At 57.0% G+C, this 19,444-nt stretch carries 22 protein-coding genes; 7 read left to right on the forward strand and 15 right to left on the reverse strand.

Annotation, left to right across the window (positions count from 1 at the left end; translation table 11 throughout):
• Positions 1-51: 51 nt before the first annotated feature.
• The 5 genes from DFR26_RS01775 to DFR26_RS01795 form a co-directional block, all read right to left on the reverse strand.
• The gene (locus tag DFR26_RS01775; protein ID WP_116207223.1) at positions 52-435 is read right to left on the reverse strand and encodes a RidA family protein; all 384 of its coding nucleotides are present in this window, start codon (positions 433-435) and stop codon (positions 52-54) included.
• A gap of 21 nt (positions 436-456) precedes the next feature.
• The gene (locus DFR26_RS01780; protein WP_245952984.1) at positions 457-2,583 is read right to left on the reverse strand and encodes a RelA/SpoT family protein; all 2,127 of its coding nucleotides are present in this window, start codon (positions 2,581-2,583) and stop codon (positions 457-459) included.
• A 123-nt stretch (positions 2,584-2,706) separates the two neighbouring features.
• Entirely contained in the window at positions 2,707-2,979 is a 273-nt protein-coding gene (gene rpoZ, locus DFR26_RS01785; RefSeq protein WP_116207224.1) for a DNA-directed RNA polymerase subunit omega, read from the reverse strand.
• A gap of 89 nt (positions 2,980-3,068) precedes the next feature.
• The gene (gene gmk / locus DFR26_RS01790; protein ID WP_116207225.1) at positions 3,069-3,686 is read right to left on the reverse strand and encodes a guanylate kinase; all 618 of its coding nucleotides are present in this window, start codon (positions 3,684-3,686) and stop codon (positions 3,069-3,071) included.
• An 87-nt stretch (positions 3,687-3,773) separates the two neighbouring features.
• The gene (locus DFR26_RS01795; protein WP_116207226.1) at positions 3,774-4,466 is read right to left on the reverse strand and encodes a TetR/AcrR family transcriptional regulator; all 693 of its coding nucleotides are present in this window, start codon (positions 4,464-4,466) and stop codon (positions 3,774-3,776) included.
• Between the two features lie 115 nt (positions 4,467-4,581).
• On the opposite strand from DFR26_RS01795, the gene DFR26_RS01800 reads away from it, so the two are divergent.
• The 6 genes from DFR26_RS01800 (at position 4,582) to DFR26_RS01825 (ending at position 9,538) form a co-directional block, all read left to right on the forward strand.
• On the forward strand, positions 4,582-5,754 hold the full coding sequence (locus DFR26_RS01800; protein WP_245952985.1) for an acyl-CoA dehydrogenase family protein: 1,173 nt from the start codon (positions 4,582-4,584) through the stop codon (positions 5,752-5,754).
• 97 nt (positions 5,755-5,851) lie between these two features.
• Entirely contained in the window at positions 5,852-6,532 is a 681-nt protein-coding gene (locus DFR26_RS01805; RefSeq protein WP_116207227.1) for a lysophospholipid acyltransferase family protein, read from the forward strand.
• Between the two features lie 16 nt (positions 6,533-6,548).
• Entirely contained in the window at positions 6,549-7,769 is a 1,221-nt protein-coding gene (locus DFR26_RS01810) for a DUF445 domain-containing protein (RefSeq protein ID WP_116207228.1), read from the forward strand.
• Positions 7,770-7,777: 8 nt separating this feature from the next.
• Entirely contained in the window at positions 7,778-8,284 is a 507-nt protein-coding gene (locus tag DFR26_RS01815; protein ID WP_116207229.1) for a lipocalin family protein, read from the forward strand.
• A 73-nt stretch (positions 8,285-8,357) separates the two neighbouring features.
• Positions 8,358-9,074: a ribonuclease PH gene (gene rph / locus DFR26_RS01820; RefSeq protein ID WP_116207230.1), complete on the forward strand. Its 717-nt coding sequence runs from the start codon at positions 8,358-8,360 to the stop codon at positions 9,072-9,074.
• An 80-nt stretch (positions 9,075-9,154) separates the two neighbouring features.
• On the forward strand, positions 9,155-9,538 hold the full coding sequence (locus DFR26_RS01825) for an MAPEG family protein (RefSeq protein ID WP_116207231.1): 384 nt from the start codon (positions 9,155-9,157) through the stop codon (positions 9,536-9,538).
• 34 nt (positions 9,539-9,572) lie between these two features.
• On the opposite strand, the gene DFR26_RS01830 is transcribed toward DFR26_RS01825, so the two are convergent.
• The 10 genes from DFR26_RS01830 to DFR26_RS01870 all read right to left on the reverse strand — a co-directional run bounded on the left by DFR26_RS01830 (position 9,573) and on the right by DFR26_RS01870 (position 18,318).
• Entirely contained in the window at positions 9,573-10,169 is a 597-nt protein-coding gene (locus DFR26_RS01830; RefSeq protein ID WP_116207232.1) for a class I SAM-dependent methyltransferase, read from the reverse strand.
• 7 nt (positions 10,170-10,176) lie between these two features.
• Positions 10,177-10,947 carry an exodeoxyribonuclease III gene (locus tag DFR26_RS01835; protein WP_116207233.1) on the reverse strand — a complete coding sequence of 257 codons (771 nt, stop codon included), beginning with the start codon at positions 10,945-10,947 and terminating at the stop codon, positions 10,177-10,179.
• Positions 10,948-11,020: 73 nt separating this feature from the next.
• A complete protein-coding gene (locus tag DFR26_RS01840; RefSeq protein WP_220375677.1) occupies positions 11,021-12,958 on the reverse strand; it encodes a TonB-dependent receptor in 1,938 nt (645 codons plus the stop codon).
• Positions 12,913-13,074, reverse strand: coding sequence for a hypothetical protein (locus tag DFR26_RS11125; protein WP_220375678.1), 162 nt, complete (start codon positions 13,072-13,074; stop codon positions 12,913-12,915). The genes DFR26_RS01840 and DFR26_RS11125 overlap by 46 nt, the downstream gene beginning before the upstream one ends.
• Before the next feature lie 2 nt (positions 13,075-13,076).
• Positions 13,077-13,808, reverse strand: a complete 732-nt coding sequence (locus tag DFR26_RS01845; protein WP_116207234.1) for an anti-sigma factor — start codon at positions 13,806-13,808, stop codon at positions 13,077-13,079.
• Positions 13,795-14,346, reverse strand: coding sequence for a sigma-70 family RNA polymerase sigma factor (locus tag DFR26_RS01850; RefSeq protein ID WP_116207235.1), 552 nt, complete (start codon positions 14,344-14,346; stop codon positions 13,795-13,797). The genes DFR26_RS01845 and DFR26_RS01850 overlap by 14 nt, the downstream gene beginning before the upstream one ends.
• Positions 14,347-14,348: 2 nt before the next feature.
• On the reverse strand, positions 14,349-15,461 hold the full coding sequence (locus tag DFR26_RS01855; protein ID WP_116207236.1) for a HupE/UreJ family protein: 1,113 nt from the start codon (positions 15,459-15,461) through the stop codon (positions 14,349-14,351).
• The gene (locus DFR26_RS01860; protein WP_116207237.1) at positions 15,458-16,567 is read right to left on the reverse strand and encodes a tetratricopeptide repeat protein; all 1,110 of its coding nucleotides are present in this window, start codon (positions 16,565-16,567) and stop codon (positions 15,458-15,460) included. Before DFR26_RS01860 ends, DFR26_RS01855 begins: the two co-directional genes overlap by 4 nt.
• 17 nt (positions 16,568-16,584) lie before the next feature.
• Entirely contained in the window at positions 16,585-16,794 is a 210-nt protein-coding gene (locus tag DFR26_RS01865) for a hypothetical protein (RefSeq protein ID WP_116207238.1), read from the reverse strand.
• Positions 16,795-16,806: 12 nt separating this feature from the next.
• On the reverse strand, positions 16,807-18,318 hold the full coding sequence (locus DFR26_RS01870; protein ID WP_245952986.1) for a DUF4331 domain-containing protein: 1,512 nt from the start codon (positions 18,316-18,318) through the stop codon (positions 16,807-16,809).
• A gap of 159 nt (positions 18,319-18,477) precedes the next feature.
• Here DFR26_RS01870 and DFR26_RS01875 point away from each other — a divergent pair, with 159 nt between their 5' ends.
• A complete protein-coding gene (locus tag DFR26_RS01875; RefSeq protein WP_116207239.1) occupies positions 18,478-19,374 on the forward strand; it encodes a haloalkane dehalogenase in 897 nt (298 codons plus the stop codon).
• The last annotated feature ends 70 nt before the right edge of the window (positions 19,375-19,444 follow it).

A 19,444-nucleotide genomic window follows, 5' to 3' on the forward strand; every position in this document is an offset into this window, starting at 1 on the left:
CCTGCAGTTGCAGGCGTTTTTGTTAACAGCGGCCGTTCAGCTCAGCGTTAATTACGTGGTAATCACCACAATGCCATCCATCTCGACCAGCGCACCGCGCGGCAAAGACGCCACGCCAAGGGCAGCGCGTGCGGGGTAGGGCTGCGTAAAGTAGCGAGCCATGAGTTCGTTCACTAAGGCAAAATGACCCAGATCAGTGAGGAAAATATTGAGCTTGGCGATATCTTGCAGCGTGGCACCGGACTCCTCAATGACCGCTTTCAGGTTCTCGAAGACCTGAATAATTTGCGCCTCAATGCCATCAACCAGCTCCATGCTGCTTGGGTTGAGGCCAATTTGGCCAGATAAATACACCGTGCTGCCGACTTTCACGGCCTGCGAGTAGGGGCCAATGGCGGCTGGCGCTTTGTTACTTTGGATGATGGCGCGGTTCATTGAAGCGATACTCCTAAGGGGTTAAGCGTTGACACGGGTGACTTTGTCGACGCCGGGTAAGACACGAATGCGTTTAATCACGCGCGCGAGATGGATGCGGTCACGCACCATTAGCCCGAGTTGCATGACGCCATGGTGTGAGCCTTTTTCTTCGATTTGCACATTGTCGATACTGGCTTCACTGTCGGTGGCTTCGCGGGCAATTTCCGCGAGCATGCCGCGACGATTAATCAATGCGATGCGCAGCTGGCAGAGAAATTCGCGATCGACCTGTTCGGCCCAGCGCAGCGGCACGCATTTATCGGGGTTGCTGCGAATTTCCGACGCCATATTACGGCATTTGTGGCGATGAATAACGATGCCACGACCGGCGCTTAAATGGCCATTGATATCGTCACCGGGCAATGGCCGGCAGCAGCGCGCATACGACACCACCAAACCTTCGGTGCCACGAATGGCAATACCTTTGCGCGCGGCGCGCTTGAGCTTAGGTGTCGCGATATCGTCTTCTTCGGGCACCAATCGACGCGCAATAATTTGAGGTACTTGATTGCCCATGCCGATATTTTCAAGCAGCGTATCGGCACTTGCCATGCCGAGCTCTTTTAGCAATGTGGCGACCTGGCCGGTGGCGAGTTCAGTGTATTTCACGCCAAGCCCAGACAGTGATTTTTCGAGCAAGCGCAAGCCTAGGTCGCGCGACTCATCAGACTGTTGATCTTTGAGGAAATGACGAATTTTGGCGCGCGCTTTACTGGTAATAACAAAATCGAGCCAGCTTGGATTGGGTCGTGCGCCGGGTGCCGTGATGATCTCAACCGTTTGCCCGGTGGCCAGCGGCAAGCTCAGCGGTGCTAAGCGGTTATCGACTCGCGCAGCCACGCAGGTATCACCCACATCGGAGTGCACGGCGTAAGCAAAATCCACCGGCGTAGCACCGCGCGGCAAGGTCATGATGCGGCCTTTCGGCGTGAACAAATAGACTTCATCCGGGAACAGATCGATTTTCACACTCTCAATGAACTCGAGCGAATCGCCGGCATTTTTCTGCAGCTCTTGTAGCGACTTCATCCATTCGCGTGCGCGGGTTTGCGAGGTATTAGTGAAGCCATCAGACTTGTACAACCAATGCGCGGCGATACCGCTACTGGCCATCGCGTCCATGGCCTCTGAGCGCAGCTGCACCTCAATTGGCACGCCACGCGGGCCTTTCAGCACCGTATGCAGGGACTGGTAGCCATTCGTTTTTGGGATGGCGATGTAGTCTTTGAATTTACCTGGGATGGGCTTGTAGAGGTTGTGCATCAAGCCGAGGCCGCGGTAGCACGTGTCGACACTATCGACAATGACGCGGAAGCCATAGACATCCATGATTTCTGAAAATGAGCGGCGTTTCTCGCGCATTTTCTGATAAATGCTGAAGAGGTGTTTTTCTCGGCCTTCCACACGCGCGGTGATACCGGCGCGCGCTAGGCGCTCGCTGATCGCCACTTCTAAGCTAATGACCATTTCGCGGCGATGTCCACGCGCTGCTAACACCGCATGCTGAATTCGTTCGGCACGCATCGGCCAAATGGCATGAAAGCCGAGCTCTTCGTACTCGATGCGGATGTCGTTCATGCCCAAACGCATAGCGATTGGCGCGTAAATATCGAGGGTTTCGCGGGCCACGCGTTTGCGTTTTTCCACGCTTAGCACGTCGAGCGTGCGCATATTGTGCAGGCGGTCGGCGAGCTTCACCACGATCACGCGCACATCGTGGGTCATGGCGAGGATCATTTTGCGAAAATTTTCTGCCTGCGCTTCGGCTTTGCTGGAGAAATGCACTTGCGTGAGCTTGGTCACGCCATCGACCAAGGCCGTGACTTCATCGCCAAATTCGGCGGCCAGCGTTTCTTTGCTTACCCCCGTATCTTCAATGACATCGTGGAGCATCGCGGCCATCAGGCTGTGATGATCCATGTGCATATCGCACAAAATATTGGCTACTGCTAAGGGGTGAGTAACGTAGGGGTCGCCATTGCGGCGAAACTGCCCGCTGTGAGCCTGTTCGGAAAAAATATAGGCGCGACGAATGGCGGCTACTTGATCGGGCGAAAGGTAGTCGGTGAGTCGTGTACAGAGGGCGTCGATGCCAGAATTCATCATTTGAGTGTCGGCATCGCAGCGCGCGCCGTCAAGGGGCTAAGATGAGGAATTCGTTTGAAAAAAGTAGTAAGTACAATAAAAAAATGCGCCGACAAGGGCGCATTTTTTCAGTTACCGAAGGTGTTATAGCTCAATCGGTGGCTGGTATTCGAGATTGCCGAGGTTGCTTAAGTCTGGCAGTGCTTCTTCTTCTGGCATTTCGGTGAGAATGTCGCGTGTGACTAGGCCAGCAGCGATCTCGCGCAGAGCCATCACGGTGGGCTTGTCGTTTTCCCAGGCCAGGCTTGACTCTTTGCCACCGGTGGCGAGTTGACGGGCACGCTTAGAGGCAACCAACACCAACTCAAAACGGTTGTCTAAATTGGTCAGACAGTCTTCGACGGTTACGCGGGCCATGTTCACGCTCCAAGCAGCGGGCAAATAAGGGGCGGGATTCTACCGCCTGTGGTTTTTTTACACAACTGCCGCGTGCGGCACTTAAGCATTTAGCCGCCCGAAAGCAGGCGACGAATGAGGCTGGCTTGGCGCTGGCTTTGCGCGCGATTACTGAGGCGCGCTGCGCGCACGATGCCCTGTAAGTCGGCGAGCGCCGTGGCAAAGTCATCGTTAATCACTAAGTAGTCGAAATCGGCGTAATGGCCAATGTCGGCAATCGCTTCGCTTAAGCGATGGGCAATGACTTCGGCGCTGTCGGTGCCGCGGCCATTTAAGCGTTCAGCGAGCGCCGGCAGCGAGGGCGGCAAAATAAACACCGACTGGGCCTGTGGCATCAAGTCACGCACGATGGCCGCACCTTGCCAGTCGATTTCTAAAATGACATCGAAATCTTGGGCCAACTGGTCTTCGACCCAGCGCCGTGAGGTGCCATATAAGTTGCCAAAGACTTCGGCATGCTCAAGAAATTGGCCGGCACCAACGTCACTTAAAAAAGCCTCACGCGAGACAAAATGGTAATTCACGCCATCGATCTCGCCAGGCCGTGAGGCGCGTGTGGTGTGCGAGATCGACACCCCGAGGCGCGCATCGCTGGCGACCAAGGACTTCACTAACGAGGTTTTGCCGGTGCCAGAAGCGGCGGCGATGATAAATAACGTACCGGACATGAGGGGCTCGCAACGGCATAAATGGGATGGTGCTATTTAAGCAAAAAACAGCCGAGATATCTGCCAGATGACCGCGTGAATGCGCATCTAATCGCTACCCTCGGCTAATGAGCGGTTCCAAAACGCTGGCCGGGGTGGCGGCGTGCTGACACCGGGCTTAGCGCGTAAATGTTGGCTGGTGACTTGCGCCCACAACGCAATAAAGTGCGTGCTGACTTGTTCATCATTGGTCAGATGGCGCTCGAGCGCCATGCCGCGCATCAGCCAATGCGTGAGGATAAACAGCTGCGTGGGTTTGATGCCCTCGACCTCTGGCTCAAAATAATGCTTGGCGGCCATATCGAGTGCCTGTCGACCGGCATCCCAAAGCGTGCGCATGACGCGTGCGAGGTCCTCATCGCGGCGGCTAGCGAGCATCAGCTCCATCAAGGCTAAGCTTTCTGCGCCATCGTGCAATTCGCGCCAAGTCGCCGTAATCATGTCCGCGGCGCGTTGCTCGGAGTCGACCACGCCGCGGGTGGCGCGCGCCAGATGACGATTCATCCAGCGAATTAAATGCTCGGCGGTGGCCTCCAGCAGGCTCGCCTTCGTGGGGAAATGGTGCATAGGCGCGCCGCGTGAGACCCCGGCAGCACTGATGATTTTGCTTACGGTGGTGCCGGCATAGCCTTCATCGGCCAAACACGTCACGGTGGCGTCAATCAGGCGTTGGCGCATGGCTTCGCTGCGTTCGCCTTGGGTGCGGCGCTGAGCTTCTTTTTTTTCGGACTGAACAGTCATTTTTACTTGAAACCTCAGATGAGTCTGCGTATAAAGCACACAAGTTGTACGGCCGTATTGTAAATGGGAGGCCGACAATGTCTAGTTTTTTACTTTGACTGTTTTAGGAGCCTTTATGAGCTTGAACGTCCCCACCCCAATGAATGACATGATTCCGCGTACGTTGTTTACCGCCGACCATGAAGATTTCCGCCGCACAGCGCGCCGTTTTTTTGAAGAAGAATTAGCCCCACATCGTGAAAAGTGGGAAGAGCAGCAGCACATCGACCGTAATCTATGGAACAAAGCCGGTGAGCTCGGCTTGCTCTGCCCGACCATGCCCGAAGAGTACGGCGGCTCCGGCGTGGACCGTCTCTACAGCACGATTTTGATGGAAGAGCAGGCGCGTGCCGGTGATTCCGCTTCGGGTTTTTCGCTGCACTCAGACATTGTTGCTAATTATCTGCTGAACTTCGGCAGCGAAGAATTGAAGCAAGAATGGCTGCCGAAAATGTGTTCCGGCGAGGCCGTGGGCGCGATTGCCATGACCGAACCAGGCACAGGCTCCGACTTGCAAGCCGTGCGCACATCCGCTGTGGCCGATGGCGATGACTACATCGTTAATGGCAGCAAAATTTTCATCACTAACGGTTATCTGTGCGATATCGCCGTGGTGGTGGTGAAAACTGGCGACCCCAGCAAAGGCGCAGAAAGCGTGTCGCTGTTGCTGATTGAAGCCAACCGCGAAGGCTTCAGCAAAGGCCGTCCGTTGAAAAAAGTCGGCATGAAAGGTCAGGACACTTGCGAGCTGTTTTTCGACAATGTGCGCGTGCCCAAGTCGAACTTGATCGGCATGGAAGGCATGGGCTTTATCATGTTGATGAAAGAGCTGGCCTGGGAACGCCTGATGATTGCCATCATGTGTGCCGCTGGTTGCGAGAGTGTGCTGGCTCACACCCTGCGTTATGTGCGCGATCGTAAGGTCTTTGGCAAACCCGTGGCGGCTTACCAAAACACCAAATACAAACTCGCTGAGTTGCGCTCCGAGACGCAAATCGCCCGTGTGTTTGTTGACCGTTGCATCGAAGAGCAGCTCAAAGGCACGTTGCAAGTCGATGCCGCTGCGGCCGCTAAGTACTGGGTGTCGGATTTGATGTCGAAAGTCGCCGATGAGTGCGTGCAGTTGCACGGTGGCTACGGTTTCATGACCGAATACCCCGTAGCGCAAGCCTATATTGATACGCGTGCCAACCGTATCTACGGTGGTACCAACGAAATCATGAAAGAGCTGATTGCGCGGACGTTCTAAGCGGAATTTAGATGGTTAGCGTCAATGAAAAGGGCTGCAGCTACGCTGTGGCCCTTTTTTTGCGCTATAACAAGACACACTCAACACAGAAACGATCATGACTGCAGACACTCCTACGCCGCGCAACAACACACTCGTTACCGCCAGTAGCTTAGGCTCGCAGGTGCCGCGCCGCGGTACGCCCTTTAGCCAACGCATCGGTGAGTTGTGGCTGCGGCTTATTGGCTGGCGCATCACGGGCACGCCGCCGTCGGTGCCGAAAGCGATTTTCATTGGCGCGCCGCACACCTCTAACCGCGATGGCTTCGTGGCGGTGGCTACTACCATGGCGTTGCGTATGCGCATTCATGTCATGGCGAAGGCCGAGGCTTTCAAAGGCCCATTGGCGACATTATTTCGCTGGATGGATGTCATCCCGGTGTATCGCGCCAGTTCGCGCGGCGGCCAAGTGGATCAAATCGTGGCGCGCTTTGCCGCCGAGGAAGCAATTTATATTGGTGTCGCGCCTGAAGGCACGCGCCATGCATCGCCGGCGTGGAAGACCGGTTTTTATCATATGGCGGTGAAAGCCGGCGTGCCCATCGTGCCATTTATCTTGGATTTCGGGCGCAAAGAGTTGCACCTGCTACCGGTGTTTTACCCGACCGGCGATTTAGAGGCTGACTTGAAATACCTGATGGCGCCATATCATGGCATTATTCCCGCCGATCCCTCGCGATTGTCGCTGGCCTTACGACCCACATCGGATGCGCCGCGCGATGATGCTTCATCATCATAAAAACTAACGGACTGTTATGGACGCTTTGATTGCCGATTTTAAGGCCGATATGTGGCTTTACATTTCCATCCCGTTTATCAGCGGCATCATTGGTTACGTCACTAAGGTGGTGGCCATTAAAATGATGTTCTACCCCATCGAGTTTTGGGGCATTAAGCCGTTTTTTGGCTGGCAGGGCATTGTGCCGCGCAAGTCAGAAAAGATGGCGACGATCGCTGTCGATCTGATGACTGAGCGACTCATTAAGCCGGAGGAAATTTTTGCGCGGCTAGATCCGAAGCGCATCGCGCGTGAGATTGAAGCGCCCATGATGGAGGCCTCGGAAGACATCGTGCGCGAGGTCATGCACCAGTACCAACCCGGGCTGTGGGAAGGTATGCCGCTATTTATGCGCGCTGCGATCATTAAGCGTGTGAAGGGCGAGGCGCCGAAAATTGTGCAGACCATCATGGGCGAAGTGCAGCATGACGTGTCGCGCTATTTCGATATTCGCCACATGGTCATCAGCAATCTGCAAAAAGACAAAGCCTTGCTCAACGAAGTTTTCCAAAGTGTCGGCAAAGAAGAGCTAAAGTTTTTCTGCAAGGCCGGGTTTGTATTTGGCTTCATTATTGGCATCGTGCAAATGGTCTGCTGGCTGATTTTCCGCCAACCGTGGATGTTGCCGGCATTTGGTGGCTTTGTTGGGTTTTTCAGCGACTGGCTGGCGCTGCAAATGTTGTTTCGCCCCATGCACCCGAAAAAGATTTTCGGCTTCACGCTGCACGGTCTATTTCTCAAGCGGCAACACGAGGTCGCCGGCGACTATGCCGCGCTGATTTCCAAGCAAATGCTCACGCCTGGCGCCATGATGGAAGAATTGTTTGCCGGCCCGCGCTCCGATCGTGTCATCACGCTGTTGCAAAAACACGTGCGCCGCGTCATTGATGAGCAAGCCGGTCTGGCACGACCCTTGGTGCTCTACGCGGTGGGCACGGAAAAATACATTGCCATGAAAGCCACCGTCGCTGAGCGCATTTTGGAGCGCCTACCGGAGACCATGAAGCATATGGAAGCCTACGCCGAAGACGCCATGGACGTGCGTAATACGCTGATTACGCGCATGCGCCAGCTCACGCCGGAGGAGTTTGAAGGCATGTTGCGGCCGGCATTTAAAGAGGAAGAATGGATCTTGATCTTGGTCGGTGCGGTGCTCGGCTTTATGGTCGGCGAGATGCAAATTACTTTTATGTTGTAGGAGCTTTTATGCGTTGGTTACTGCTGTCGCTCACCGTCTTGATGGCCGCTTGCAGTAGCCATCCGCCGATACGCACCGAAGCGCAGGTCGACATCCCGCGCTTTATGGGCGACTGGCATGTGCATGGGCATATCCCGCTGCTCGTCGACGGCGAGGCCTACAACCAGCTCGAGCGCTACCGCTTCGAGGCGCCAAACATTGTGCACACCACCTTTCAGTTCAATGACGGCAGCCCATCGGGCCCGCTGAAAACGTACACGCCCACCGGCTACGTGGACTTAGCCAGCGGCGGCGGTGTCTGGGGCATGCAATTTCTCTGGCCCTTCAAAGCCGAGTACCGAATTGTCTATGTCGATGCCGATTACAGCGAAACCATCATTGGCCGCAGCGCGCGCGATCTGGTGTGGATCATGTCGCGCTCGCCGTCCATCACCGATGCTGATTATCAGCGCTTGCTGGCGATGGTGAAGGCCGAGGGCTATGACGTCGGGCAGGTGAGGCGGGTGGTGGAGTAGCCATTGTTTCCGGCATCACCCCCCGCTCCACAGGTATACTACGCGCCACTTTGTATTCAGATAGGAATTGCTCATGCGCGCCAGCGGTCGTTTGCCCAACCAACTTCGCCCCGTGACCATCACACGGAATTACACCTGCCACGCCGAGGGCTCGGTGTTGATTGAGTTTGGCAATACCAAGGTGCTGTGCACGGCGTCGGTGGAAACCGGGGTGCCGCGCTTTCTGAAAGGCAAGGGTGAGGGCTGGATTACCGCCGAATACAGCATGCTGCCGCGCGCTACGCATACGCGTAATGGCCGTGAGGCCACGCGTGGTAAGCAGGGCGGGCGCACGCTGGAAATTCAGCGCTTAATTGGTCGCTCGTTGCGCGCCATGGTCGATATGAAGAAGCTCGGCGAGCACACCATCACCATCGATTGCGATGTTATTCAGGCCGATGGCGGCACGCGCACGGCGGCGATTACCGGCGGTGCAGTGGCGCTGGTCGACGCGCTGAGCTGGCTATTGCGCGAAAAGAAAATTAAGCAGGATCCGCTGCAGCACTTGGTCGCGGCGATTTCGGTGGGCATTGTCGATGGCGTGCCATTGCTCGATTTGGAGTACACCGAGGACTCCGCCTGCGACACCGACATGAATGTGGTGATGACGCAGCACGGCGGCCTGATTGAGATTCAGGGCACGGCCGAGGGTAAGTCATTTAGCCGCGATGAAACGATCGCGCTGCTGGATTTGGCCGATGCTGGCGTGAAGGATTTATTGGCGGCGCAGCAACAAGCGCTGGGTTGGTAAGCCGCGGTTTAAAACGCGGAGCCCTGCTTAACCGCTAAGGCTCTGGCATACTCAATGAAGCATTTTCCTGAGGCACTACGATGAGCAATTTTGACTGGTTCTATGTGTTTGTGGCGTTCAACGCGGCGCTGTTGGTATTACTGGCAATGAATGTCTCGCGCGTGCGCATGCGCGAGAAAGTCGCGCATGGCGATGGCGGCAATATTGCACTGAAAGCGGCGATTCGCGCGCATGGCAATGGCATTGAGTTTGTGCCGATGTATGGTCTGGTGATTTTGGCCTTATGTATGGTGCAGACACCGGCAAGCTGGCTGGCGCCATTGGTGGTGGGCTTTAGCGTGGGTCGCGTGTTGCATGCTATCGGCATGTTGACCACGGCCATGCAGGCGCGGCGCATGGGCGCGGCGCTGACCTTTGCTTTGATGCTGGCGGCGGTGGTGTTGCTGACCATCACCATCATCTAAGCACTAAAAAAGGCCTCAATTGAGGCCTTTTTTGTTAGCGCTTTTCCGACACCGCCACGGTGTAGACCTTGCCTTGCTTGAGCTTGTCGTAGTCGCCAAATACCTCTTTCATGGTGCGCGCCATGAACTCGCGCAGGCCATTGATGGTGACCACGTAAAATCGGCCGCCGGGCTTCAGGCGCGCGAGGCTGTCATAGAGAAATAAATAGTGCTGCTCCTTACTGGCCTTGGCCGGCAAATTCGACACGATGATGTCGAATTTTTTATCGGCCGGCACATGCTGCAGGCCATTCGAGAGTATGGCCGTGGCATTTGTGATGCCATTGAGCGCGCAATTCTTGTTGGCGTAATCCACGGCCATGAAGTCTTTATCGACCATCAGCGTGTGGCCTTTGGGCGCGAGCTTGGCCAGCGTCATGCCGATGGGGCCGTAGCCGCAGCCAATATCGAGGCAGTCGGCGGTCTCGGGCACATCCATTAAGTCGAGCAATAACTCGGTGCCGGCGTCGATGCGCTCGGGCGAGAAAATGCCCCAGGTCGTGGTGTAGCGCAGCGTGTGGTCGCGCAGCGTGGCATTAAACGAAATATCTTGGCGCCACTGCGCGAGCAGGGCTTTGTCGGGTGCGGGCATGATGGGCTCAGTCGGCGTAGTCAATAATTAGCGGCGCATGATCGGAGAACTTTTCATCGGTGTAAATGTCTGCCGCTTGCACGCGCTCGCGAAGGTTCTCGCTGATGATGTGGTAGTCGATGCGCCAACCCACGTTATTGGCATAGGCTTGGCCGCGATTGCTCCACCAGGTGTAGCGCTCAGGACGCTGGTCGATGAGCCGGAAGGCATCGACAAAGCCGATGTCATCAAAAAGGGCGGTGAGCCATTCGCGCTCGTGTGGCAAAAAGCCCGAGTTTTTCAGGTTGCCTTTCCAGTTTTTAATGTCGATTTCTTTGTGCGCGATGTTCCAGTCGCCGCAAATAATCAGTTTTTCGCCGGCGGCTTGGCGGGCTTTCAGCATGGGCATGAGCTCGCCGAGAAAAATATCTTTGCGCGCTTGCGCTTCGTCATTGGCCGAGCCGGAGGGCAGGTAGAGCGAGACCACGGTGAGGTCGCCAAATTGCGCTTCAATCCAGCGGCCTTGAGTATCGCAAATCTCAAAGCCTAGGCCGGTGCGCACGGCATCGGGTTTTTGGCGGCTATAAATGGCAGTGCCGGCATAGCCCGGCTTCACGGCATCGAAAAAGTGACGGTGCCAGCTATCGGGGTTAAACACCGCGTCATCGAGCTGATGGATTTGCGCCTTGGTCTCTTGGATGCACAGCACATCGGCGCCGCTACGGTCGAGCAGCCAATCGAAAAAGCCTTTTTTGGCGGCGGAGCGGATGCCATTGAGGTTGGCGGAAATGATGCGCATGTGCGGTCCTGCTCAAGCAAAACCGCAGTGTAACAGCCGCTGCGAAAATAGGCTCAGCGGCTTCAGATTCCGCTCAATACGACCAGCGCAGGCTCATACGCAACGTGCGCGGCTCGGCTGGATGCGTGTGGATATCCTCAACCGGCGCGGCCTCGCCTTGCAGCTGTGATTCGTAGAAATAATCGATGTCGCTCACCTGGCGATCAAAGACATTGAGCAGGTCGCCGGTGAGTTTGAGTTTCGGCGTGATGTCATAGGCTAGGCGGGCATTGACCAAGGTGCTGCTGGCGGAGCGCACGCTATTGTCCTCAATCAATGGCCGCGGGCCGAAATAGCGCAGGCGCAAGCCGCTATGCCAGCGCTCGGCCATTTGCCAGGCCACGCCAACGGAGGCGGTTTTTTCCACCGAGCCGGGAATAAAGCGCTCATTGCTCGGGCCTTCTTGAAAGCGGGCACGTGAATACGCCAGGTCGGCATCGACCGTGAGGCGCTCATTAGGCTGCCAAAAATTGGCAAACTCAATGCCCTCGCGGCGGCTTGGAAAGCTCGGCTCGGTGGTGCCGGCATCACCAATGAAGAGCAGCTCGGAGTCTAAGTCTAAGCGCCAAAACGCCAAACTGCTTTGCAGGCCGCGAATGATGCCGGTACGCAGGCCGAGCTCATAGCTTTTGGCGCGTACCAGCGGGTCGGCCGGCTGTGAGGGGCTTAAAAAACCGGGGTCACGGAAGTCGGGGTTTAAGCGTGTGGTCACGCCGCGTGCGTCATTGCTGTGAAAGCCGTAGCCGGCTTGCGCGTAGAACTCGGTTTTTGCCCACGGGCCAAAGATCAGCGCCGCTTTGGGGCTGGTGATGTGGTCATTGACGCGGCCGCTGTTGATGTCACGGTTACTGTTCACATCGAAGCGATAGGCATCGGTACGCAGACCCAGCACGCTGCGAAATTTCGGGTGCCATTGCAGCTGATGCTCGGCGTAGAGCGCAACGCTGGTTTCATCGACCTCATCGAGGCGAATGGTGCCGGTGCGTTGGCGCGCGGTGCTGGTAAATAGCCCCACAGCATCGATGGCATCGTGGCGAATCTGCGTGCCAACGGTAAATTCGCTGGGCAGGCCGGCGAGCTCGCCAAACCACGTATTTGAAAATGCGCCGCCATACACGCGGCGGTCATCGAGCTGCTCGAATTGGTCGCCATTTACCGGATCATTGAGAAACAGCGTGAAATTGGAAAATAAATTGAGTTTATAATCAACGGCATAAACCGATGCGCGGCGCTGTTGATTGGCGCTGCGCTGAGCCCATTCGGCCGAGATTGAGTAGCGGTGCGTGCGGCCGCCCACGGTGGGGTCGATGAAGCCAAAGCGGTCGATCTGGCCGCTGTTAATGGCGCGTCGCGGCACCTGATCGGTGGCCTGCCAACTCGACGAATACGCCAAGCCGCTTACCGACCAGCCGTTATCGCGCGTGCCTTGGCTATAACGCAGCACGGCATTGCGCTTGATGAGGTCTTCGTCGAGCACCCACGGACCATTGGTCTCGGTCCATTCAAACGCGTGCAATAAATCACCGTCACCGACACGCGTGCTGCCAATCGCTAAGCCGCGCCGATAGCCATCTTCGCCCACGCCCAGCTCTAAAAATGGTGCATCGATGCTGCGCTTATAGTCGATGGCCACTGAGCCGGCCGTGGCAAAATCGCCAACATCGGCGGCAAGCGCGCCCTTGCGGTATTGCACGCTATCGATGAGCTCAGGGATGAGAAACTGCAGATCCAAATAACCCTGGCCGTGGCCGTGCGTGGGCATATTGAGCGGCATGCCAATGAGCGAGGCGGCAAAGTCGGTGCCGTGGTCGAGATTAAAACCGCGCAAATAATACTGGTTGGCTTTGCCGCTGCCACTGTGTTGCGAGACGATCAGGCCGGGCACCACCTCCAGCACCTCGGCAGGCCGCAGCAGCGGGCGCAGCGCTAATTGGTCGCTGAGTACCGTGCCTTCGCTGGCCGAATTCGCCACGCCCACGAGGTCGTGATGCTCTCCACCGTCACCGTTTCCAGTGTTTGCAGGCCGCCGGCCCAGGCATTGCCGAGCGTGAGTGTGGTGAGACCGAGTAGCCAATACCGATTATCCATAATCAACCTTGTGCGGGTTTGCCGGTGAAAATCACCGGGCCGGTGGGCAGGGGTGTGGGCGAGCCGCCCGCGGGTTCATCGCTAATCGCCAGCAGCGTGGCGGTGCGTAACCATTCGCGCTCAGCCAGTGACAGCGTGAGAATGGCGCGATCATCTTGCAGGTTCAGCACACCGAGCGAATGTGGCGTGCCGCTGGCATCGAGCGCCCACAATTGCAGGCTACGCTCAGCAGGCTGTGACCACGGCGCGCTGGCACGGAGTTCGAGCGACTGGCCATCGACCGTGGAGACTTGCCATTGCACGGCTTGCTGCTCGCTGCTCAGTGTCGCGATTAACTGGGTGCTGGACACCGGCGCATCGGGGATGATGAGCGGTTGTGTATTCGGCAGCGCCAGCCACAGCGACAGACCCGCGGCTAGTGCGGCGGCCATCAGCCACGTGCGACGACGCGTAGGGGTGGCACTGCGAGCCGGCGCTGAGATGGCGGGCTTGGCTGCCGGCTGTGGTGAGCCAAATAGTTCGGCTTCAATGCTCTGCCACAATGCTGCCGGCACCGCGTGTTGCGGCAGGCGATTGGCCATGGGCGCGAGCTGCTGTTGCCATTGTGCGGTGAGCTCAGCCAATGCCGGTTGCGCCGCCATGAGACGCTCCCAGCGCTTGCTCACCGTAGGCGGCAGCAGGCCCAGCGCGTATTCGCCACCAATAAGCATGTGCGCATGATCAGACAGTTGCATGATGCAAGCACCTCCGTAGGTTCTCTAAACCACGCCGTACCTGTGACTTCACCGAGCCCAGTGGCAGCTTCAATTTTTTCGCCAATTCGCGATGTGTCAGGCCATGAAAATACGCCAGGCTCAGCGCGCGTTGCTGCGGCGCACCGAGGCCCTGCATGCAGCGCGCGAGATCGGCGGCATCGGCATCGGCTTGCACCAATTGCAGCGGCGAAGGCTCTTGCGCTTCAATTGCCGACCAATCCATCAGCGACAACTCATCCGTGGGCGCGGGTGCATGACGCAGGCGATCAATGCAGCGCCGCCGCACAATGACATTCAGCCAAATCTGCACACTGCCTTTGTCGGCGCTATAGCTTGCTGCCGAGCGCCAAATATTGATGTAGGCCTCCTGCAGCACCTCTTGCGCATGATCGGCGTTGCGCAACACCGCCATTGCCAGCGCATAAAGCGTGGGCGATGTGGCTTGGTAAAGTTCCTCGAAAGCGCGCTGATCACCTTGCGCGGTTGCTGCAATAAGTTCGGCCAAATCGGCAGCCATGGTTACCCCGGAATTAATTGCCACTCAAAAACCCGCTGCACGAGCCAGAGCATTGCCACCACGGCAATGAGCCCAGCAAACAACGGAAGCACAATGCGTTTGTATAGTGAACTATGACGAACGAGCCATAGCACAGGAAAAGCTGCCAGCACCACGCTGAGCTGACCAAGCTCCACACCCACATTGAAGCCCGCCAGAGCTGATAAGCGCGGGCCTGTGGTGAGCGGTAGGCCTTGCAGCACGCCAGCAAAACCGAAGCCGTGGAGCAGGCCAAATCCACCGGCGAGCAGGGCGCGCGAGGCAATAACGCGCGGCCAAATGGTGTGCAGTGCAGCCAGCACAATCGACGCAGCAATAGCCGACTCAACCCATTGCGACGGCAGATTAACGATCTCCAGGGCCGCCAACGCCAGCGTTAGCGAATGCGCCAGCGTGAAGGCCGTGACAATGGCCGTGGTCTGCCACAGCGATTGGCGCAATGACGCGGTGGCCTGCCATTGGCCATTGCGCGCAATCAAGCAGGCCGGTAGCAGCAGACAGAGCAAAAATAAAACGTGGTCGTAGCCGCTCAGCAAATGATGAATGCCTTCTTGGCTAAAGCGCGTGAAGGTCTGCCAGAGGCTGTCATCGGCGGAGATGACTTGCGGGCCCGCATCCGGGCGCAGCACGGCGCTGGTGCTGGCGCCATCGCGGCTGAGGGTGAGCAGGCCGCGATGCAGTGCGTCGATGCCGGCCAGCAGTGTGTAATCAATACTCAATGGCGCCTCTGCGCAGCGCATCAGCCAACGCAAGGCGGCGTAGTTGCCATCGCTATACTGCACGATGGCCAAGGGCGCAGACTGGCCAACAGCTTGGCAATCGGCGATCTGCAAATTGGCCTGCAACAGCGCTTCAATATCGCTCGCGCGCGTGCGCACTTCGCCCCAAGTCAGCTGTTTGTCGTCATTGGCATCGAGCACCAGCAGCAGGTCTAAATCGCGCAGCGCGACATCCCAGGCCACCGTGACCACCGGCCCATCTTGGCTGATCGCCAAATAGCTATCGCCGGCTTTATGTGCCCACGCCGTGAGGCTAAAAATGCTGAGCGCCAACAGCGCAATCACGCGATAAATCATGGCGCCACCGTGGTGTAGTGGTCTTCAAAGCCGGTGCTGCTCAGCCAGTCGCGCAAGATTTTGGCATCGCTAGCGGAATTCGCGGCGCGGGCGGCGCGTGCATATACACGGAAATCGGCGGTTTCGCGCTGGTTTTGCCAATTGCGCACGGCATAGCGCAATGCGGTGTCGGGCTGGTTGGCCACATCCAGATAAAATAGCGCGAGCTCACGTTCGTGGCCGGCTTCATCACGCGCTAAAAATGCCTGCCAACGTGCTTCGGCCTGGGCCTGCGTGGCTTTTGCGCTGGTGCGCTGGAGTTGTTTTTCAACGCGCGCGAGTTGCGTTAGTAGGCCATCGTGGGCTCGCCACGGCGTGAGCAATTGCTCGGCCTCGGCAAAGCGCTGCTGGCGATACAGCCAGTCGGCATAGGCGCCAACCGCTTCTGCACCCGAGGGCTGCGCGGCTTGGTATGCGCGCTCGGCCTGCTCGGTGCGCTGCAAGCGATCGGCAATATCGGCCTGGCTCAGCCACCACCACGCGGCTTGTTGCGGCGTAAACCCGAGTGCTTTCGCAGGAACTTTTTCAAGCGCGGCAAGCGCTTTTTGCGCCTTGCCAGTCGCGCCATCGACCTGTGCTTGGCAGATCAGCGCAAACGGCAGTGTCTCCAAGCCTTTGAGCGCATGGCAGCGCTGGCGGGCCAAGGTATTGTTGCCTTGCACTTGAGCAATGGAGGCGCTCAGCAGCACGGCCTCGGCGGTATTGGTTTGCGTGGCAATGAGCCGCGCCAAGACCTTTTCTGCGGCGGTGAAACGATGATTGGCCTGCAGCAGTCGCGCCTGCGTAAGTTGCACGCGCGGATGACCGGGCTGGCTTGTCAGCCACGGCGCTAGCTGCGCTTCGGCATAGCCCAAATAGCGCGGGTCGCCGGAGCGGCGCGCTTCGCTCAGTAACTGGGCAATGCTATCTAGCGAGGCTGGTAGCGCCTCGCGCGAGGAAGAAGGGGGTGCCACCGACGGGCGTGGGCCCGCCGGCAGCGATTCCAACACCACGTCATCGCTACTCGGAATGAGCAGTGCGCGTGGTGCGCTCGCCGCACCTAACGGCACGACGAGCAGTAACGACACAAGAAAACGCCATCGGATCATAGTGCGTTGGGCTCACCAGTCTCTGGTGTGCCCGCCACGGCTTTATCGAACAACGCTTGCGATGGCTCGGTGGTTTCCGGCGTGTCGTTAATCAGCGCGCGAACCTGCGCCACGATGCCGACATCCTCACGGTTACTATCGCCCCCACAGGCCGCCAGTGTTAGCGCGGCTGCCGTAGCTAAGGCGAGTTTGGTATGAATTTTCATAGCCACTCTCCTTTATTTTGTTGATGCGCGAGCATCAGCGTCAGGCGAGCCGGACAGTGGGGTTGTCAAGTATGGAAATACGTTATCAAATTGAGTCGCTTCTTGTAGTACGCCATCAGTAAACTGAAGGCCACCAGACGGCGCGACAGCCGAATCGCTGGCGTTTAACACACCCATAGCTACGCGCAGCTCAATATCAACAACGTCGTCGCCTGGCCGGCGACCGTTAGGGAAACCGGCAGTATCCATAGCTAGCACACCAAGTCGCTCCTGCATCGCAGCAGGTTTCGCATCGATGCTGGTATTTAGACGTAACATTTCTGCGCCTTGAACATTGGCTGGTTGGTTAAGCATTGGAACACCGGTTAAAAATGCAGCTACCAAGTCTGTTCTTGGGAAATTTGTTGGTGCACCTGTTCCAAAAAGAGCTTCAATCAGAAATGGTAGCGATGGATTGGTCACATAATCTGCAAATTGCGCATCGTCTTTCGGTTGACTTGCATTGAACTTGTCCTTGTCTTTCAGGCCAATGATGACTTCGTTTACCAACGGCATACCTAGGCGTGACACCTGTGTCCAAGCCCCACCTTCTTTACTGGCTGTGTTGTTACTTTGTGGTTTTGGATTCAACAGGCGCGCTTGACGCACACTGGCGGTTGTCCAGCCACCAATAACAGGATCAGATCCGCTGGTTAAACAACTTTTCGGCACTTCCATTGCCAATGTGGTGACGTTTTTATCGGCCAGATCATTTTTGGCGTTTTCAGCGCTCTCAGCGCCAGCAAGCAGCTCAACTGCTGGTGCTGCAATATTGATCAAGTCAAATGTTTCACCCAAATTCACTGCGAATGAGTCTTTTCGCTGACCAACAAATAACCTGGCCTGCATGTCACATCCTGGAATGTTTACGTTGTAGACAAATTTAGCAGCATAGCCTGCATAGTCAGGAATAGTTGCTGCACCAATATTGTCGACTGGTTTGGCAAATGTGCTGCTGCCACCGCTTGCATTTGTAATCGGAAGACGAGAGCTGCTTGCACCACGGCGCGGGCCACGAACGACTGTTACTGTGAACTCTTCATTTACATTCAAAGTTGGTTCAGTTGCACTTTTGGGGATGAAGTTAACGATTGGAATGGAGATATCTTTGCCGCCAACAGGAACGGTGATATCCGCCAGATTGTTTTTAAAGCGGAATTGGAACGTAATGTCCTCCACCGCATCGCCATCGTTATCAATGTGAATCTCATACAGCGCATTGGGGTCTAACGAGAAATAGTTCGGTCCGCCGTAGGCATCTTGCAGGGGCAGGTAGTTGGCGATCAGTGTGACCCATTTATCTCGGCCCTGCTCGTAGCTGTTGAACATGTAAAAGTCGGTGCCATCGACTTTGGGTTGGCTGGTGATGTAGGGCGCTTCACGGTGGCTTGAGGCCTGCACCGTGGTCACGGTGGCGGCGCTGGCCAGTAGCATCATGCTCACAAGTGGCAGTAGGCGCGGGCGTTTACTCATTTTATTGGTCATCTTGACACTCCACGAGGGTGTTGGGTTTAGTCGTTGCCTTAGCTATACGCGAGAGTGCCGACTTTGGATGCCTTTTTAACGAAACATTCACGATGAGTGGTCATTTCGACCGTTCATCGCGTAGTCTAGCCGCCACTTGCCGACAAAATGAGCACCGCTATGGCCACGCTACGCACCCCCGACTCGCGCTTTGCCGATCTGCCCGACTACCCCTTTGCCGCGAATTATTGCGAGCTCGCGCCCAGCGGCCTGCGCATGCATTACGTCGATGAAGGCCCGCGCGATGCCAAGCCGGTGCTCATGCTGCACGGCGAGCCGACCTGGAGCTATTTGTACCGACACATGATTCCGCTGGTCGCCGCTGAGGGCAGTCGCGTGATTGCGCCCGACCTCATTGGCTTTGGTAAGTCCGACAAGCCCAGTGGCATTAAAGATTACAGTTACGCCAACCACATGGCGTGGCTGACCAATCTGATCATTCAGCTCGACCTGCGCGACATCACGCTGGTCTGCCAAGACTGGGGTTCACTGCTTGGCTTGCGTTTGGCGGCGGAGCATCCGGAGCGTTTTGCCGCCATCGTTGTGGGCAATGGCATGTTGCCGACTGGCGATCAGGCCATGCCCAAGGCCTTTAAGATTTGGAAAAATTTCGCGCTTTATAGCCCGTGGTTTCCGATTGCACGCATTGTTGCCTCGGGCTGCTTTAATAGCCTGAGTCCAGCTGAGCGCGCCGCCTACGACGCGCCATTTCCGAGCAGTCGCTACAAGGCCGGTGCGCGTGCCTTCCCGCGCTTAGTGCCGACCACGCCGAATGATCCCGCCACCACCGCCAACCGCGCGGCTTGGCAGGTATTGGAGCAATGGCACAAGCCATTTTTGACCTGCTTCAGTAAGGGTGATCCGATCACGCGCGGCGGCGATACTTATATGCAAGCGCGCATTCCGGGTGCGGCGGGTCAGCCACACATTACTGTGCGCGGCGGGCATTTCTTGCAGGAAAACTCGCCGAAAGAGCTGAGTGCGGCGATTAACGCGCTGGTGAAAACGCTGCGTTAATCATCGCTCGCGCATCCACACCGACGCGTCCGCGCGCTATCATGGCGCCCTGTTTAGCTTCGGAAAGGTT

Source organism: Paraperlucidibaca baekdonensis, from assembly GCF_003387535.1.
Classification (GTDB): domain Bacteria; phylum Pseudomonadota; class Gammaproteobacteria; order Pseudomonadales; family Moraxellaceae; genus Perlucidibaca; species Perlucidibaca baekdonensis.

What these genes read in the sequence shown, in the direction of transcription:
- DFR26_RS01775 (WP_116207223.1), bottom strand. Translation starts at nt 435, where the DNA reads ATGAACCGCGCCATCATCCAAAGTAACAAAGCGCCAGCCGCCATTGGC.
- DFR26_RS01780 (WP_245952984.1), bottom strand. Translation starts at nt 2,583, where the DNA reads ATGATGAATTCTGGCATCGACGCCCTCTGTACACGACTCACCGACTAC.
- rpoZ (WP_116207224.1), bottom strand. Translation starts at nt 2,979, where the DNA reads ATGGCCCGCGTAACCGTCGAAGACTGTCTGACCAATTTAGACAACCGT.
- gmk (WP_116207225.1), bottom strand. Translation starts at nt 3,686, where the DNA reads ATGTCCGGTACGTTATTTATCATCGCCGCCGCTTCTGGCACCGGCAAA.
- DFR26_RS01795 (WP_116207226.1), bottom strand. Translation starts at nt 4,466, where the DNA reads ATGACTGTTCAGTCCGAAAAAAAAGAAGCTCAGCGCCGCACCCAAGGC.
- DFR26_RS01800 (WP_245952985.1), top strand. Translation starts at nt 4,582, where the DNA reads ATGAGCTTGAACGTCCCCACCCCAATGAATGACATGATTCCGCGTACG.
- DFR26_RS01805 (WP_116207227.1), top strand. Translation starts at nt 5,852, where the DNA reads ATGACTGCAGACACTCCTACGCCGCGCAACAACACACTCGTTACCGCC.
- DFR26_RS01810 (WP_116207228.1), top strand. Translation starts at nt 6,549, where the DNA reads ATGGACGCTTTGATTGCCGATTTTAAGGCCGATATGTGGCTTTACATT.
- DFR26_RS01815 (WP_116207229.1), top strand. Translation starts at nt 7,778, where the DNA reads ATGCGTTGGTTACTGCTGTCGCTCACCGTCTTGATGGCCGCTTGCAGT.
- rph (WP_116207230.1), top strand. Translation starts at nt 8,358, where the DNA reads ATGCGCGCCAGCGGTCGTTTGCCCAACCAACTTCGCCCCGTGACCATC.
- DFR26_RS01825 (WP_116207231.1), top strand. Translation starts at nt 9,155, where the DNA reads ATGAGCAATTTTGACTGGTTCTATGTGTTTGTGGCGTTCAACGCGGCG.
- DFR26_RS01830 (WP_116207232.1), bottom strand. Translation starts at nt 10,169, where the DNA reads ATGCCCGCACCCGACAAAGCCCTGCTCGCGCAGTGGCGCCAAGATATT.
- DFR26_RS01835 (WP_116207233.1), bottom strand. Translation starts at nt 10,947, where the DNA reads ATGCGCATCATTTCCGCCAACCTCAATGGCATCCGCTCCGCCGCCAAA.
- DFR26_RS11125 (WP_220375678.1), bottom strand. Translation starts at nt 13,074, where the DNA reads ATGGATAATCGGTATTGGCTACTCGGTCTCACCACACTCACGCTCGGC.
- DFR26_RS01845 (WP_116207234.1), bottom strand. Translation starts at nt 13,808, where the DNA reads ATGCAACTGTCTGATCATGCGCACATGCTTATTGGTGGCGAATACGCG.
- DFR26_RS01850 (WP_116207235.1), bottom strand. Translation starts at nt 14,346, where the DNA reads ATGGCTGCCGATTTGGCCGAACTTATTGCAGCAACCGCGCAAGGTGAT.
- DFR26_RS01855 (WP_116207236.1), bottom strand. Translation starts at nt 15,461, where the DNA reads ATGATTTATCGCGTGATTGCGCTGTTGGCGCTCAGCATTTTTAGCCTC.
- DFR26_RS01865 (WP_116207238.1), bottom strand. Translation starts at nt 16,794, where the DNA reads ATGAAAATTCATACCAAACTCGCCTTAGCTACGGCAGCCGCGCTAACA.
- DFR26_RS01870 (WP_245952986.1), bottom strand. Translation starts at nt 18,318, where the DNA reads ATGACCAATAAAATGAGTAAACGCCCGCGCCTACTGCCACTTGTGAGC.
- DFR26_RS01875 (WP_116207239.1), top strand. Translation starts at nt 18,478, where the DNA reads ATGGCCACGCTACGCACCCCCGACTCGCGCTTTGCCGATCTGCCCGAC.